At 66.0% G+C, this 16,249-nt stretch carries 9 protein-coding genes; 7 read left to right on the forward strand and 2 right to left on the reverse strand.

Annotation, left to right across the window (positions count from 1 at the left end):
* Positions 1 to 26 precede the first annotated feature (26 nt).
* The 6 genes from ACIGII_RS15485 (at position 27) to ACIGII_RS15510 (ending at position 7,482) form a co-directional block, all read left to right on the forward strand.
* On the forward strand, positions 27 to 1,094 hold the full coding sequence (locus ACIGII_RS15485; protein WP_399639525.1) for a LacI family DNA-binding transcriptional regulator: 1,068 nt from the start codon (positions 27 to 29) through the stop codon (positions 1,092 to 1,094).
* Positions 1,095 to 1,101: 7 nt separating this feature from the next.
* A complete protein-coding gene (locus tag ACIGII_RS15490; protein ID WP_399639527.1) occupies positions 1,102 to 2,130 on the forward strand; it encodes an SIS domain-containing protein in 1,029 nt (342 codons plus the stop codon).
* Positions 2,130 to 3,278: an N-acetylglucosamine-6-phosphate deacetylase gene (gene nagA, locus ACIGII_RS15495; protein ID WP_399639529.1), complete on the forward strand. Its 1,149-nt coding sequence runs from the start codon at positions 2,130 to 2,132 to the stop codon at positions 3,276 to 3,278. Before ACIGII_RS15490 ends, nagA begins: the two co-directional genes overlap by 1 nt.
* Positions 3,275 to 4,342: an acyltransferase family protein gene (locus tag ACIGII_RS15500; protein WP_399639532.1), complete on the forward strand. Its 1,068-nt coding sequence runs from the start codon at positions 3,275 to 3,277 to the stop codon at positions 4,340 to 4,342. The genes nagA and ACIGII_RS15500 overlap by 4 nt, the downstream gene beginning before the upstream one ends.
* 153 nt (positions 4,343 to 4,495) lie before the next feature.
* Positions 4,496 to 5,122 carry a hypothetical protein gene (locus tag ACIGII_RS15505; RefSeq protein WP_399639535.1) on the forward strand — a complete coding sequence of 209 codons (627 nt, stop codon included), beginning with the start codon at positions 4,496 to 4,498 and terminating at the stop codon, positions 5,120 to 5,122.
* Positions 5,077 to 7,482 carry an autotransporter domain-containing protein gene (locus ACIGII_RS15510; RefSeq protein ID WP_399639538.1) on the forward strand — a complete coding sequence of 802 codons (2,406 nt, stop codon included), beginning with the start codon at positions 5,077 to 5,079 and terminating at the stop codon, positions 7,480 to 7,482. Before ACIGII_RS15505 ends, ACIGII_RS15510 begins: the two co-directional genes overlap by 46 nt.
* Before the next feature lie 177 nt (positions 7,483 to 7,659).
* Here the strand turns inward: ACIGII_RS15510 and ACIGII_RS15515 are convergent, their stop codons facing one another.
* A complete protein-coding gene (locus ACIGII_RS15515; protein WP_399639541.1) occupies positions 7,660 to 8,880 on the reverse strand; it encodes a multifunctional CCA addition/repair protein in 1,221 nt (406 codons plus the stop codon).
* A 52-nt stretch (positions 8,881 to 8,932) separates the two neighbouring features.
* Complete coding sequence (locus ACIGII_RS15520; protein ID WP_399639544.1) at positions 8,933 to 10,912, reverse strand: transglycosylase SLT domain-containing protein; 1,980 nt, start codon at positions 10,910 to 10,912, stop codon at positions 8,933 to 8,935.
* A gap of 474 nt (positions 10,913 to 11,386) precedes the next feature.
* Between ACIGII_RS15520 and ACIGII_RS15525 the strand changes: the two genes are divergently transcribed.
* Positions 11,387 to 16,012, forward strand: coding sequence for an RHS repeat-associated core domain-containing protein (locus ACIGII_RS15525; RefSeq protein WP_399639546.1), 4,626 nt, complete (start codon positions 11,387 to 11,389; stop codon positions 16,010 to 16,012).
* Positions 16,013 to 16,249: the final 237 nt, after the last annotated feature.

Here is a 16,249-nt window from a genome sequence, read left to right on the forward strand (position 1 = left end):
CCCAACCGGTGAGCCAGGAAAAGAGCATGCGTAGAGCGACCATCAAGGATGTCGCCGAACGGGCCAAGGTGTCGTTGAAGACCGTGTCGCGGGTCATCAACAACGAACCGTCGGTGATGCAGGCCACGCGCGCGCGCGTGCTGCGCGCCATCGCCGAGCTCGATTACGAGCCCGATCCGGCCGCGCGCAACCTGCGCACCGGTACCACGCTGGTGATCGGGCTGGTGTACGACAACCCGAATCCGTACCACATCATCGGCGTGCAGAACGGCGTGCTTGCCGCCTGCCGCGAAACCGGCTTCGGGCTGCAGATCCATCCCTGCGATTCCAGCTCGCCGATGCTGGCCGAGGAACTGGCCGACTGGGTGCAGCGTTCGCGCCTGGCCGGGCTGGTGCTCACCGCGCCGATGTCCGAGCGTGGCGACCTGGTCGCCGCGTTGACCGCGCGTGGGATCAAACTGGTACGCATCATTGCCGCCACCGCCGATCCTCAGGACGGTGCCTGCGTGTTCGTGGACGACCGCGAGGCCGCTTACGAGATCACCGAACACCTCATCCAGCTCGGCCACCAGCGCATCGGCTTCCTCTGGGGCGGTACCTCACACCGCTCCAGTGGCGAGCGCCACGCCGGCTACGAGGCGGCGCTGCGCGACTATGGCATTCCGCACGACAAGCATCTGGTGGTGCAGGGTGACTACACCTTCGACGACGGCTTCCGTGGCGCGCGTCGGCTGCTGGCGCTGCGCGAGCCGCCCACGGCGATCTTCGGCTCCAACGACGAGATCGCCGCGGGTGTGCTGGCGGCGGCGAAATCGGCGGGCATGAACGTTCCGTACGACCTGTCCATCGCCGGCTTCGAGGACAGCCCGTTCTCGCGCCAGTCGTGGCCGCCGTTGACCACCGCCAAGCAGGCCACCGAAGACATCGCCCGGCACGCCGCGCGGCTGTTGATCGCGCAGCTGCGCAGCGATGCCTACGACGATGCGCCGCTGCAGCTGCAGAACCAGGGCTTCGTGCCGCAGCTGATCGTGCGCGGTTCCACCGCCCCGATGCGGCCGCTCGCTGCCCGCCCTCCCACTCCTGAAACCACCTGAGCCCCGCATGTCCCTGCCAGCCCCGCACGACACCCTGATGTTCCGCGAAGCCGCCGAAGCGGCCGACGTGATCGCTGCGCAGTTCGCGCGCAACGAAGCGACCGTGCAGACGCTGGCCGCGACGCTGCGCGCGGCGCCGCCGCCGTTCGTGGTGACCTGCGCGCGGGGCAGTTCCGACCATGCCGCCACCTATGCCAAGTACCTGCTGGAGACCACGCTGGGCCTGGTCACCGCGTCGGCGTCGCCGTCGGTGGGCTCGGTGTATGAATCGCCGCTGCAGCTGCGTGGCGCGCTGTACATCGTGATTTCGCAGTCGGGGAAGAGCCCGGACCTGCTGCGCAATGCCGAGGCCGCGCGCGCGGCAGGCGCACGCGTGGTCGCGCTGGTGAACGTGGAAGACTCGCCGCTGGCACAGCTGGCCGAAACGGTCATTCCGCTCGGTGCCGGCGCCGAGCGCAGCGTGGCGGCGACCAAGAGCTACCTGGCCTCGCTGTCGGCGATCCTGCAGCTGGTGGCGTACTGGAGCCAGGACGCCGGCCTGATCGCCTCGCTGCGCACCCTGCCCGATGCACTGCGGCAAGCCTGGAACAGCGACTGGTCCGCGCTGACAGATGGGCTGGTCCCTGCGCACAACCTGTTCGTGGTCGGCCGCGGCCTTGGCCTGGGCGCGGCCCAGGAGGCGGCGCTGAAGTTCAAGGAAACCTGTGGCCTGCACGCCGAGGCCTACAGCTCGGCCGAGGTCAAGCATGGGCCGATGGCCCTGGTCGGTCCGGGCTTCCCGGTCCTGGCCTTCGCCCAGCCCGATGAAACCGGCGCAGGCACCCGCGCGGTGGCCGCCGAGTTTGCCGCGCGCGACGCGCAGGTATGGCTGGCCGCACCGGACGGCGACCTGCCGTTGCCGCAGGCCCCCCATCCTGCGTGCGCGCCGCTGCTCACCGTGCAGGCGTTCTACAAGGCCATCAATGCGCTGGCCCTGCGCCGCGGTCACAACCCGGACCTGCCGCCGCACTTGAACAAGGTCACGGAGACCGTCTGATGAAGACCGTCCTGCGCAACGCCCGCATCCTCACCGCCGACGGCTTCCGCGATGACCTCGCGCTGGTGATCGAGGAGGGGCGCATCACCGCGCTGGTGTCCGACGCCGCGCCCCAGCTGGGCAGTGCGGCCGAACAGGTCGACCTGGGCGGCGGCTGGCTGCTGCCCGGGTTCATCGACGCGCAGGTCAACGGCGGCGGCGGCGTGCTGTTCAACAACGCGCCCGATGTGGAGAGCCTGCGCACGCTGGCGGCCGCGCATCGTCGTTTCGGCACCACCGCGCTGCTGCCCACGCTGATCAGCGACGACGTGCAGGTGATGCGTACGGCCATCGACGCTACCCGCGAAGCGATCGCCGCAGGCGTGCCCGGGGTGATCGGCATCCATCTGGAAGGTCCGTACATCGCACCGGCGCGCAAGGGCACCCATGACGCCAACAAGTTCCGCGTGCCCGACGCCGACGAGATCGCGATGGCGGCTTCGCTCGACAACGGCGTGACCCTGCTGACCCTGGCCCCGGAAAGGGTGCCGCTGGAGAGCATCCGCGCGCTGGTGGAGCGTGGGGTGATCGTGGCCGCCGGGCATACCGCGGCCACCTATGAGGAAGCGCGCGCCGGGCTGGACGCGGGCATTCGCGGCTTCACCCACCTGTACAACGCGATGTCGCCGCTGACCGGGCGCGAACCCGGCGCGGTCGGCGCCGCGCTGGAAGATCGCGACAGCTGGATCGGCATCATCGCCGACGGCGTGCACGTGCATCCGGGCAGCCTGCGTGTTGCGTTGGCGGCCAAGCCGACCGGCAAGGTCATGCTGGTCACCGACGCGATGTCGCCGGTGGGTGCCGACAGTCCCAGTTTCGAGCTGTACGGCGAAGTGATCACCGTGGTCGACGGCGTGGTCCGCAACGCTGCCGGGTCGCTGGCCGGCTCGGCGCTGGACATGGCCACCGCCGTGCGCAACGCAGTGCACCTGCTCGGACTGCCGCTTGAAGAAGCCGCGCGCATGGCGTCGCGTTACCCGGCGCAGTTCCTCAACGTGGACGACCGCCTGGGCGAGATCGCCGAAGGCTATCAGGCCGATCTGGTGCTGCTGGACGAGGCGCTGCAGGTGCGTGCGACCTGGATCTCCGGGCAGCGCGAGGACGCATGAGCGCATCCTCCGCTGCGCGCATGGGCTCCATCGATGCCCTGCGCGGTTTGACCGTGGCGGCGATGCTGCTGGTCAACAATCCCGGCGACTGGGGCCATGTGTATGCCCCGCTGCTGCACGCGGACTGGCACGGTTTCACCCCGACCGACCTGATTTTCCCGCTGTTCCTGTTCATCGCGGGCGTGTCGATGGCCTTCAGCCTGGCGCCGCGCGCTGTCGACGCAGCCGCGCGCCCGCTGCTGGCCCGTACCCTGCTGAAGCGCGCACTGCGCATCCTGCTCGCCGGCGCGTTGCTGCACGTGTTGGCATGGTGGCTGTTCGAGCTGCCGGCGTACCGGCTGTGGGGCGTGCTGCAGCGCATTGCGGTGTGCGTGGCGGTGGTGGGGCTGCTGGCCATCCACACCCGCGCGCGTACGCAGTGGGCGGTGCTCGGCGGCCTGCTGCTCGGGTACACGGCACTGCTGCTGGGTGCCGATACGCTGGCGCCGTGGCTCAATCCGGTCAGTCGGGTGGATACCGCGCTGTTCGCACCGTTCCTGTACAAATACGACGCCGTGACCCGACTCGGGCACGACCCCGAAGGCCTGCTCAGCACCGCCGGGGCGTTGGCCACCACCCTGTTGGGCCTGATCGCCGGCCGCTGGCTGCGCGCGGGGCGGTTGGGGGCGCTCGGCGGCGTGGCGCTGATGCTGCTGGGAGCCGGGCTGTTGCTGGCACCGCTGCTGCCGTTCAACAAGAACCTGTGGACGCCCAGCTACGTGCTGTTGACCGGCGGCCTGTCGATCGCCGCCCTGCTGCTGGCCCACCTGCTGGTCGACCGCTGGCGCTGGCCTGCACTGGGCCGACGCTTCGGCGTCAATGCCATCGCCGCCTATCTGGGCTCCTCGGTGATGGCGCTGGTGCTGATCGCCAGCGGGGCATGGGCGGCGTGTTACACGATGCTTGCCAGGGCGGTGCCGGACCAGTCGGCACTGGCGTCGCTGCTGTGCGCGGTGGGGCTCTTGGCGTTCTGGTGGATAATCGCGTGGGCGCTGGACCGCCGTCGGATTCACCTGAAAATATGAATGCGCTTTGGGCCGCAATAACTATCCGAAAGCCGCCCGAAATTTACTTCCGCCTCACATCCGGACAGTAAAAGTACTCTCGCCGGGCTGCGTTAGGTCACGGGGGACGCATCGGCACGCCGTAATTCCCCTTTTCTGGAAAAGGAACGGTCCATGCGTCCCATGAATGCGACTCCGCCACGTTCCCGTCTGGCGGCAGGCATCGCGCGCAGCCTGCGCGTGGCCTGCGGCAGCCTCCTCCTTGCCACCACCACCGCGCCGGCGTGGGCCGGCTGCGATACCACGGCACCCACAACCGGGCAGACCGTTACCTGCACGGCACAGGCACCGAGCCCGCAGGCCACGCCCATCGCCAGCGTGCCCGGCTCAAGCAACGTCACCGTCAACGTGCAGACCGGCGCCCAGCTCGGCATCGCCAGTGGCGCCGCGATCGCGCTGGACGGCGGCAGCGGTCACCGCATCGACAACAGTGGCAGCATCACCAGCGCCAGCGGCGTGGGCATCCTCACCAACGCGGCGACCACGGTGGTGAACCGCGGCGTCATCAGCGGCAGCACCGCCGGCATCATCTTCGGCGCCGGCGCCGGCGCCGACCGCCTGGACATGCTGGCCGGCAGCATCAGCAGCAGCGTCTGCAGGGCGCGGGCAACGATGCCATCACCCTCAGTGGCGGCACCGTCGGCAGCATCGACCAGGGCGCCGACGCGGACAGCTTGGAGGTCTCGGGCGGCACCGTGTCCGGCACCGTGCAGCAGGGCTCGGGCATCGATACCTTCCTGATGACCGGCGGCAGCATCGGCGCGCTGCTGCAGGGCGATGGACTGGACCGTTTCCGCATCACCGACGGGCGCATCGTCGGCGCGTTCGATGATGGCGATTACGGCGAAATGACCGGCGGCCGCATCGGCCGGGTCAACATGAAGCTGGAAGACAACACCTTCCTGATGTCCGGTGGCACCATCGACGGCAACCTGGTTACCGGCTTCGGCAACGACACTATCGTGCTCTCCGATGGTTACATCGGCGGCAACATCAGCGTCAGCGGCGGCAACGATTCGGTCACCATCACCGGCGGCACCGTGCGCGGCGAGATCCGCCTCAGCTTCGGCGACGACCGCTTCGACTGGCGCGGTGGCGGGGTGGTGCACGGCCTGGTCGATTTCGGGGAAGGCAACGACACGGCCACGCTGGCCGACCTCAACGTCTCCTACCTTGGCGCGCTGCCGGGCTTCGACGGCGGCCTGGGCACTGACACGCTCGACATGGACAACGTCAAGACCGATGGCGTGGCCCGCTTCACCGGCTGGGAATCGATGGCGCTGGCCAATGACAGCCAGCTCACCTTCGACGGCGACCTGCGCCTGGGCGATCCCGGAAGCGGTACCGGTGCGCTCGACGTGGACGCGACCAGCACGCTGTTCGGCGGGGGCGTCAACGCCAGCATTGTCGCCTTCAACGCAGCACTGCCGGTCAACGTCACCAATGCCGGCCGCATCGACCTGACCAACGGTGGTGGCGGCGCTGGCGATGCGTTCACCATCGCCGGCAATTACACCGGCAATGGTGGTGCGCTGTACTTGGACACCGTGCTGGGTGCCGACGACGCCGCATCGGACCGGCTGGTGATCTCCAATGGCGTGGCCAGCGGGACCACGGGCGTGGGCATCCTCAACGCGGGCGGTGCCGGTGCCGAAACCGTGGCCGACGGCATCCTCGTGGTGCAGGCGATCAACGGTGCCAGCACCAGCCCGGGCGCCTTCGCGCTGTATGCACCGGTTGCCGCCGGTGCGTACGAGTATTTCCTGTTCAAGGGTGGCGTCAGCGCAGGGAGCAGCGAGAACTGGTATCTGCGTTCGACCGTAGTCAACGGTGTGGTCGCCGCGCCGGCCCCACCGCCCATCGGTCTGGGCTCGGTGACACCTGAGCCACCGCCGCCGGAGGCGTTGGGGACGCCGCCGCCTGCGCTGCCGCCGCCTCCCTCACCGGACGTTCCCGAAAACCCCGACCCGGTGGCGGCCGAGCCCGCGCCGCCGCCGGAGCCGGCCCCGCCACCGCCGGCCGCGCCGCCGCAGGACGACGTGCCGCCGCCGGTGCCCACCGACGTGGCCGCCGTTCCCGGGCCGTTGGCGGAGCCGCCCACGCCTGACGCACGCCCGTCGGAGGAGGCCATGGTGCCGTTGTACCGGCTGGAAACCGGCCTTTATTCGGTGGTGCCGCCACTGCTGCGCGAAACCAGCTTGGCCAGCCTGGGTACCTTCCACGAGCGCCAAGGGGAGCAGCGCATCCTCGCCGGCCAGGGCGGCGTGCGGGCGGCATGGGCGCGCCTGGTCGGGCAGAGCCACGAGCAGTACTGGGAGGGCGATGCCCAGCCCGGATTCGATGGCGACATCCAAGGGGTGCAGGCCGGCCTGGATCTGTATGCGAACGCAGGCAATGTGCACCGCGACCAGTTCGGCGTGTTCTTCGGCCGTACCCGCGCGCAGGGAAACGTCAACGGCTTCGCGATCGGCTGGGAAAATGTCGCGGTGGGGCGCACCCGCCTGGACGACAAGCACGTGGGCCTGTATTGGACACGTGCCGGCAGCGCCGCCGGATACCTTGATGTGGTGGTGATGCAGAGCCGCTACGACGGCGAGGCAACGTCCGCGCGCGGCATCGGGATCGACGTGGACGGCGATGGCACCACTGCGTCGGTGGAAGTGGGCAAGCCGCTGCTGCGTTTCGGCCGGTCGGCCTGGTGGCTGGAGCCGCAACTGCAGGTGATCTGGCAGCGCACCTCGGTGGACGATGCCGCCGACCGCATCGCGCAGCTTCGCTTCAACGCCGACAACGCCTGGATCGGGCGCGCCGGCGTACGCTTGGCCGCGGACTACGAGATCGCCGGCAACGGCTGGCAACCGTACTTCAAGCTCAACTACTGGCAGACGCTCGATGGGGAAGACCGCATCGACTTCGATACCAACCGCATCATCAACCAGCAGGATTCACGGGCACTGGAGGTCGGGTTCGGCGTGGTGGCGCGTTTCAACGGCAACGTCAGCGCGTTCGTGGTCGCCGACTACACCCGCGATCTGGAAAGCAGCCGGCAGAAGGAGCGCAAAGTGATCGAGGGCAACATCGGGCTGCGCTTCGACTTCTAGCCGGCAGGCCTCGCCATGGCGGCCGGCAACGGTCGGGTCACATCCTGATCTACCGCCATGAAATCTTCCGCGCCCGACAGTGGCATGACCTGCGGTGAAGCTGGGCGCCTGGTTTCACCGCCTGTCATGCATTACCGGATGTGGAATCAACAACCTGGGTCCGGCGCGCAGGCGCGTTTAGCGCGCTGCGGCGATCGCCTTGATGCGGGCCTGCGCAAGTGCTTCACCCACCGCCGGTCCCTGCAGATGGGCCACGTCGAGGTCGCGTGCCTGCACCGACAGCGCGGCCTGGTGCAGGCGCTTGAGTGTTTCGCCCTGCGGGTAAGCGCGATCCTCGAACCCCAGGCGGCCGCGCGCGTCGGCTTCGCAGCACAGTGCGATCTTCGCGATGCGTTCGGGACGGCGGAAGCCATCGCAGCGGCCCAGCAGCTCCAGCACCGTGCCATCGCGCAGTTCGTCGATGCGGTGCACGTTGAGATGATCGCGGCAGACCGCCTCGGCCAGTTGCCGGTGGTCCAGCGGCACCTTCAATCGTTCGCACAGCCCCCGCAACGGCGCCAGCCCGCGCTGCTCATGCATCACATGGCGCGGCCACTCCTCGTCCGGGGTCAGCGCCTTGCCCAGGTCATGGGTGAGAGCGGCAAAGCCGACCTGGTCATCGCCGGGCGCGAGCCGGGCGGCCATGTCGCTGACCATCTCCTGGTGTACGCCGGTGTCGACTTCGGGGTGGTACTCGGCACGCTGCGGCACCCCGTACAGCGCCTCCAGTTCCGGCAGTACCGCACCCAGCGCACCCGCTTCGTGCAGCGTGCGCAGGAACGCCGACGGTTGCGCCGAGCCCAGCACGCGGCGCAGTTCCTGCCAGACGCGCTCGGGCACCAGCGCATCCAGCTCGCCACTCTCGGCGATCTGCCGCATCAGCTGCATCGTCTCCGGGGCGACGGTGAACCCCAGCGGCGCGAAGCGCGCCATGAAGCGGGCAGCGCGCAGCACCCGCAACGGATCTTCCACGAAGGCGGGTCCTACATGCCGCAGTACCCGCCGCTCGATATCGCGCACGCCGCCGTACGGGTCCACCAGCGCGCCGGTGGCTTCATCGCAGGCGATGGCATTGAGGGTGAAATCGCGGCGCTGCAGATCTTCTTCCAGCGTGACCGACGGGTCCGCATCGACCACGAAGCCCCGGTAGCCGCGGCCGGATTTGCGCTCGGTACGCGCCAATGCGTATTCCTCACCCGAGTCGGGGTGCAGGAATACGGGGAAATCCTTGCCCACGGCCTTGTAGCCCAGCGCTTCCATTTCCGGCTGGGTGGCGCCCACGACGACCCAGTCGCGGTCGCCAGGCGGGAGGTCGATCAGGCGGTCGCGAACCGCGCCGCCAACGAGATAGATCTTCATGGCCGAATGATGCCACGACCGGCCTGCCACCGATCCCCCGCAGAACCTCGGCTCAATCGCCGCCCTTGTCTGCGTCGGTTGGGCAGGCGAACGCCTTGCGCTTGGCCTGCAGGCGGCCGTTCATGCGGTCGGTGACCGGCAGCGCGTCGCCGTTCAGACGCCAGTCGTAGATCACGCTGAACGCAAGAATGCGTGCAACGTACTCGCGGGTTTCCTTGTAGCTGATGGTTTCAATCCAGATATCCGGATCGAAGCCCGGCCGCTGCGACTGCCAACGCGCAGTCGGCGTCGGCCCGGCGTTGTAGGCGGCGATGGTCACGTAGGGGAGGCCCTCGTACTTGTTCATCAGCTGTCGCAGGTAAGCGGTGCCCAACGCGATGTTGGTATCCGGGTCATACAGGCTGGCCGCGCCGCCATAGTTGGACAGCCCAATGGACTTCGCCACGCTGGCGCCGGTGGCTGGCAGCACCTGCATGAGGCCCATGGCATTGGCCGGCGAACGCGCCTTCGGATTGAAGATGCTCTCTGCACGGATCTCGGCGGCCACCCAGGCCGGGTCGATGGCATTGCGCGCGGATTCGCGGCGGATCGCATCATCGTGGTGCAGCGGGAAGCGCAGGCTGTACAGGCGCTGCTCGTCCGGGGTCTTGCCGAGCGAGAACACCGCCCGGTCGAACCAGCCGTTGTCGCGCGCCACCTCCACCGCGATGCGGCGCTGTGAGGTGTCGAAGCGGGTCAGGGCATCGTTCCATTCCGCCACGGCCCAGCCGGCGCGCTCGATCTTGAACAGCTCCATCGCGCGTACGATGGCGGGGTCGCGCGCCACCGCAGCCTGCGCCTGTTTGCTGTCGGTCGGCTCGATGGGGCACAGCGTGTACGTGCTCTGGCCCAGCTGGTCGGCAGCGAGGAAGCCGTGGAAGGTGGCCGAACGCGCCGCTTCCTTATACAGCGGCTGTGCCTCGGTGCGCTTGCCGGTCTTTTCCAGCATGCGCGCTTCGAAATAGCGCCAGCGCGAATCCGCGCGCTGGGTCGGGCCCATCTTGCGGATCGCGGCCAGGGTGGCCGGCCAGTCGCCGCGCGACATCGCCTCGCGCGCGCGCCATTCGTGCAGGCGCTCGTCATAGGCGGAATCCGGGACCGCGTTGAGGCGGCGTGCCGACTCGGGACCATAGGAGGCTACCGTCCACAACGCGATCTGGTACTTCACCGCCGCTTGCTGGGCGGCGCTCAGCTGCAGCGCATTGACGTACTGCGGCAATTGCTGCTCGGTCGCATCCGGGTCGGCCTTGGCCAGCTTGGCCAGGCCGTCGGTAGCGATCCGCCGACTGCGTTCATTGCGCGGCCAGTTCAGTGCGCTGGCATTGGGCCTGTCCACGAATGCTGCATAGGTATTGGCCAGGGCCAGGTCGGCGGCTGGCAGCCCGCGGGCTGCACTGCGCATCACTGCGGGCTCCTGCGCGTCGGCAGCGGCGTCGATGCGTTCCCAACGCAGCGCCGCGCTCAGCCCACCCTTGGCGTCCAGTATCGCAAAGACCGGGTCGCAGGCGTCGGGCAGGGACTTGCCGGTGCTGCGCCAGATCGCCTGGGCGTCTATGGTCCATTGCGCATCGGCCTTGCCGGTGGCCTGGCGCGCGTTGAGCTGCGCGCAGCGCAGGCCGACATTGTCGGTAGGTGCCCAGTTCGCCAGCAGGGTCGGCCAGTCCTCGCGGCGCGCTACCGCCGGCAGCCACACGCTGCGGAAACTGCTGGCCACCGCCTGGCCGTTGTACTGCTTCAGGAAATCCTGTGCCTGCGCGGTGGTCACCGTATCGATGTTGCGGCGCAGGTTGGCGTATTCCAGCCATCCATACAGCGGGTGGCGCGAAAGCGCGGATGCCTGGGCGGGGTCGAACTGACCGCGCTCGGCATTGTCGATGGCGGCCTTGATCTGCGCGCGCTGCGCGTCGAGGTTCTGGGCGCCCGCCGTGGCACCCAGTCCCAGACCGGCAAGCAGGGTGGTGGCACTCAGGATATGCAGGGGGAATCGGTTCATGCCGAAAGGATAGCGGGCGCCAGTGAACGCCGGTGTCGGCAAGCCCACTCGATCCTGAACGGATCGTAGCGCTCCCCTGAACAGGCAGCAAAAGCGGGCGTAATGCCGAAGCCGCCGCAAGGCGAGTAGAGCCGGGCTCTGCCCGGCTGCCCCTGAACCGTCCACGCTCGATCAAGGAGCAACTCATGGCCTTCACCGCGGCAGGAAAGCCCGGCCCGCCAGCGGCGGGCCGGTCACGCGTCAGCCACGCAAACTGTGCCGTTAGCGGCATCCACCCTCCCTCGATCTCTTCGTTTACCAACTCAGTTGGTGTCCGGAAGTTCCGCTCACCTCGGTAGGGGAACACCCCAATTTGGGCGAATCCATGCCAATTCGCCCAACATCGGCGCTACCGGTCACAGTTCCTGGCCTTGGCGGAAAAGCTTCTGTCGCCCATAAACCTCCCTGCCGCTTGGGCTTGGGAGGAGTAAAGGGATGTTTGTTTCATATCCGCGTGGTGCGCGTCGCCGCGCACTGACCGTTGCCATCGCACTCGCTACCGCTCCACTCGCACACGCGCAGGAGGTGGAAAAGACATGGAGTACGCGCCTGGACGAGCAGCTGTGGACTACCGAACGCCAGGCGCAGCGTGCCATTGAGGACCACGTCGCTTCGTCCTTTGAAACCGACGCGCCGTTTGAGTGGTACATCGCGGACAACAAGGTTTCCAGCCAAGCGGTGACGTACTACTACCGGGTGAGGCCCACGAGCCTGCTCACCACGGCTTGGAAGTTCCAATTCGTCAACACGGACTACGATAGTCACGATGCGATGCTCGATGCGATCAAGCAGCGCCACGCTTCACCGGCAAACTGCCCTGAAACCCAGATCACCCCCGGGGAGTGGCGTGTAAGTTCCACGGGGCCTGACGGAAGTCCGAAGCGCATGTCCGCCAAATACAAGGTGGTTCAGGGATTTATTGCAAACGGGCGATGCTCCGCGTACACATCAAGCAGCAACGTCTATCAGATTCGCGAAGTGAGGTGTCCGAACCCGCGTCTCCTGGAATGGCGGCCGGATGCGCAGGCCTGCGAAATACGACCAGACTATGAGAATTACGCCGAGACGTTGATGACGTATGCGAGCATACCGCTCACCAGCCAATGTCCAATAGGCAACCCTTGTGAGCCCACCACGGGCAACAAGTCCCAGTCAGAGCTTGACCTGGACCTCGGCTGGATGCGGTTCGTACGGCACTTCAACTCCATGACTTCGGTTGCCAGAGGTGGATTTGGATCCAACTGGACGCATTCACACAACGTATCACTATCGCTGCATGCCGACAGCGACGACGCGGCCGAGTTTGGCCTGATCGAGGAGGACGGCACCCATCTCGCGTTTCGTCGCGAGGCGGGTGCATACGAAGCCATCAATGGATCGGGCGACAGGCTTTCGCCACAGGGCGACGGTTGGCAGCTCCATCGAAGCACGGAAGTACTGGCGTTCGGCGCCGACGGCCGCATCCGACAGCGTAACCGCGAGGATGGGACAGCGCTAGTCTACCAGTACGACGCGCTTGACCGCTTGCTTTCCATTACCCATTCGAGTGGTCGGCAGCTGCTCCTGCACTACGACGCCCCTGAACGTGGAGAGCTTATAACCTCACTGTCTGTAGCAGGACAGGTGGTAGCGTCCTACGCGTATGGCGCCACCGCGCAGGTGGCCGCCGTCACCCACGCAGACGGCAGTACGCGCACATACCACTACGAAGACACCCGCTTCCCGGAGTATCTCACCGGCATCACCGGCGAGGACAACCGCCGGTTCGGCTGGTACGGCTACGATGAGAAGGGCCGGGTAACCTGTAGTCGTCATTCCGGCGATTGCAGCCAGGCCGATGTCGGGGTCGATGGCACGCGCCTGGTCTATACCGGTGACGGAACCACCGTTGTTACCGATGCCCTTGGCCGCGTCACCACTTACGGACTCACCGGCGTTGCGATCGAGGGCCATCCGCGCAAGGTGACCGGGCTCACGGACAGCCAGGGCACCGCCAGTCGCTCGTACTACCCGGCAGCGCAGGACTTCCGTCGCCGGCTGAACACAGTCATCGACCGCCGTGGCACCCAGACCAGGTATGACTACAGCACCGGTACAGACCCGCTTGGAGGTCAACCGGTCCGGCTGCAGGCCACGACCGAAGCTGTCGGACTGCCCGAGCAGCGCGTCATCGAGACCCACACTGAGGCAAGCACCAACCGCGTGGTATTCAGCCGGGTGGGCAACCGCGAAACCCGCATCACCCGAAACGCGCGCCTGCAACCGGTCACCATTGCGGTACGCGACATTGTTACAAACGACGTGCGTACTACCGCCTTGAGCTACTGCGAGGATGCAGATGTGGCCGCGGGTGGTACCTGTCCGGTGCCGGGCCTGCTCAAGCAGGTAGATGGGCCACGCACTGACGTGAGCGACATTGTCACCTACGCGTACCATGCGGCCGATGACGCCGGTTGCGTGCCCGACGGACCCGGTACATGCAGGTTCCGCAAGGGCGATCTGCTGAGCGTGACCAATGCAGCAGGGAACACCGCGCAGACGCTGGCCTACGACACCCACGGCAGACCGCTTTCGGTCGTGGACAGCAACGGCGTCATCACCGAGTTCACCTACCATCCGCGCGGCTGGCCTACCTCGGTGACCGTACGAGGCGATGGTACCGCCACCCACCGCACCACCAGTATCAGCTACTGGCCGACCGGCCAGGTGCAGGAGGTGGTCGAACCGGATGGCGGCGCAGTCACCTATGTCTACGACGCCGCCCAACGCCTGACCGATATTGCCGACAATGCCGGCAACACCCTCCACTACACCTTGGATGACGCTGGCAACCGTCTCAGGGAAGACACGGTCGACGACGCCGGCGCGCTGCGTCGAACCCTTTCCCGCATCTACAACACCTTGGGCGAGCTGACGACGCTGAAGGACGCCGGTAATCACGCCACAGTTCTCACCTACGACCCAGAAGGCAATCCCGCCAGCCTGACCGACGCGTTGCAGCGCGTGACCACCCAACTGCACGATCCGCTCAACCGCCTGACGCGAACCCTGCAGGACGTGGGCGGCATCGGAGCCGAGATCACCTCCGTGTACAACGCGCTGGACCAGGTCACCCAGGTCACCGACCCCAAGGGTCTACACACTACCTACGCCTACAACGGCTTCGGAGACCTCATCGGGCAGGTAAGCCCGGACAGTGGTGCCACGGACTTCACTGTCGATGCTTCCGGCAACCGCAAGACCCGCACCGATGCACGCGGCATCACCGCCACCTATCATTATGATGCGCTGAATCGCCTGACCGGAATCGCCTATCCCGACCCGAACCTGGACGTGGGCTACAGCTACGACATTGCGCCCGCTGCCTGTGATGACAGCGAGCGCTTCGCCAAGGGGCGACTGGGCCAGGTGCAGCATGCAGCAGGAAGCACCGCGTATTGCCATGACCGCTTCGGCCAGGTAACCCGCAAAGTGCAGACCGTCAACGGCATCAGCAGCACCGTGCGCTACGCGTACACAGCTGGAGGTCGTCTGTCCCAACTGACGTATCCCGACGGCAGTGTGGTCGACTATGTACGTGACAAACTCGGTCGCATTACGGAGATCGGCTTTACTCCCCCCAGCCAAGCGCGGCAGGTCGTAGTCACCAATGTCACACACGCGCCATTTGGTCCTCCCACAGGGTGGACTTACGGCAACGGCCGCCAGTTGCTGCGCCCCGTGGATACTGATTACCGTCCGGAAGCGGTCCATGACGCGGGCCCTGGCGGCCTCTCGCTTAGCTTCGGATACGACGCGCTGGGCAGCATCACCGAGTTGAAGAGCGGCACCGGCAGTAATGTCTTAGCCAAGTATAGCTACGACACGCTGGGCCGATTGGCCCAGACGCAGGACGGTGCTACAAGCACTCCGATTGAAACGTACACGTACGACGCCACCGGAAACCGCACTTCTCTCACAACGTCATCTGGAACCGAAATCTACACCTATCTTGCCGACAGCCATCGCCTCGCGGCGGTGGGCAATGCCGTGCGGAACTACGATGAAGCAGGAAATACGCTGACCCTGAAAGGCAAGGAGCTGAAATACACAGATGCCAATCGGATGGGCCAGGTAAAGCAGGCTGGGGCGATTGTCGAAGCCTACAGTTATAACCATCTTGGAGAGCGTGTACTTAGCGCGCCAACCTCTGGCCAAGCCCATATTTCGTTGTACGACGAAGAGGGCCAGTGGCTGGGCAACTATGCCGAGACAGGCTTACCGCTGCAACAGACGCTCTGGCTGGAAAATTATCCGGTTGCGCTGACTTACGCCCCAGCACAGGACATGCCTAAGCTTGCCTACATTCAACCTGATCATCTGGGAACTCCGCGGGTCGTCATTGACTCGGTGAGGGATCTAGCCGTTTGGGAGTGGAGCAGCAAAAGTGAGGTCTTTGGCAATCAGCCACCGAACAATGACTTGGACGGAAACGGCGAGCTGTTCGAACTGGCGCTGCGCTTTCCTGGGCAGCAGGCTACCCAGATGAGCGAGATGTACTACAACTATCACCGAGAATATGATCCGAGTGTCGGCCGATACACGCAGACTGACCCAGCTGGACTGACCGGAGGGCCCGGCACATATCTATACGTCAACGGAAAGCCGTTGGGGCTTGTTGATCCACTAGGCCTGATGTCCCGCGACCTTGAGTACATCTACAAGTACTCTGGCGCTACGCCCCCGCCAACGAGCCCTTACTTCAGAGAATACAGGGATGGAGTTGTCGACTTCATCTGGAACTACGTCGATATGCGCCAGTCAAATACAAAGATGTCTGATAAGTACTTCCACTGCAAGGCGAACTGCGAGGCTACTCAGCGAGGTAGAGGAGGGCGGGCAGCTGCTTGCAATGTCAGTAACGCTCGCGAGATATTTGATCAGCGAGTAAAGGGCGACAGCGCTCAGTCATCTTTGGAGGATCAGATCGCGAACAGAATTGGTAGAGATAACGCTGGTGAGGGCGCCTGCTCGGAAGTATGCTCCGATCTTCGGCCGAACGGCCTTCCGCCCAGCTACTGAAGATGAAGCGAAGGTCGAAGCTGATCATGGTATTGCTTATCGTTGCGTTGCTGTTGTCGATTGGAGTCTGGCTGCGCAGGCAGTTGTCAATTGACAGTTGTCTGGATCAAGGCGGAAGCTGGAACTACGTCATGTCTCAGTGTGAGAACAGCTAAACTCCCTCTCCTGCGCAGCTCGACGGACGCTGCGAACAGGTGCGACGCATAATGAGATGTTCAATGGAATGTATTCGGCTGG

It is taken from the genome of Stenotrophomonas sp. NPDC077420 (assembly GCF_044543385.1).
Classification (GTDB): domain Bacteria; phylum Pseudomonadota; class Gammaproteobacteria; order Xanthomonadales; family Xanthomonadaceae; genus Stenotrophomonas.

Excerpts from the sequence above, each read along its gene's own strand:
- ACIGII_RS15485 (WP_399639525.1), top strand. The coding sequence starts at position 27 with ATGCGTAGAGCGACCATCAAGGATGTCGCCGAACGGGCCAAGGTGTCG.
- ACIGII_RS15490 (WP_399639527.1), top strand. The coding sequence starts at position 1,102 with ATGTCCCTGCCAGCCCCGCACGACACCCTGATGTTCCGCGAAGCCGCC.
- nagA (WP_399639529.1), top strand. The coding sequence starts at position 2,130 with ATGAAGACCGTCCTGCGCAACGCCCGCATCCTCACCGCCGACGGCTTC.
- ACIGII_RS15500 (WP_399639532.1), top strand. The coding sequence starts at position 3,275 with ATGAGCGCATCCTCCGCTGCGCGCATGGGCTCCATCGATGCCCTGCGC.
- ACIGII_RS15505 (WP_399639535.1), top strand. The coding sequence starts at position 4,496 with ATGCGTCCCATGAATGCGACTCCGCCACGTTCCCGTCTGGCGGCAGGC.
- ACIGII_RS15515 (WP_399639541.1), bottom strand. The coding sequence starts at position 8,880 with ATGAAGATCTATCTCGTTGGCGGCGCGGTTCGCGACCGCCTGATCGAC.
- ACIGII_RS15520 (WP_399639544.1), bottom strand. The coding sequence starts at position 10,912 with ATGAACCGATTCCCCCTGCATATCCTGAGTGCCACCACCCTGCTTGCC.
- ACIGII_RS15525 (WP_399639546.1), top strand. The coding sequence starts at position 11,387 with ATGTTTGTTTCATATCCGCGTGGTGCGCGTCGCCGCGCACTGACCGTT.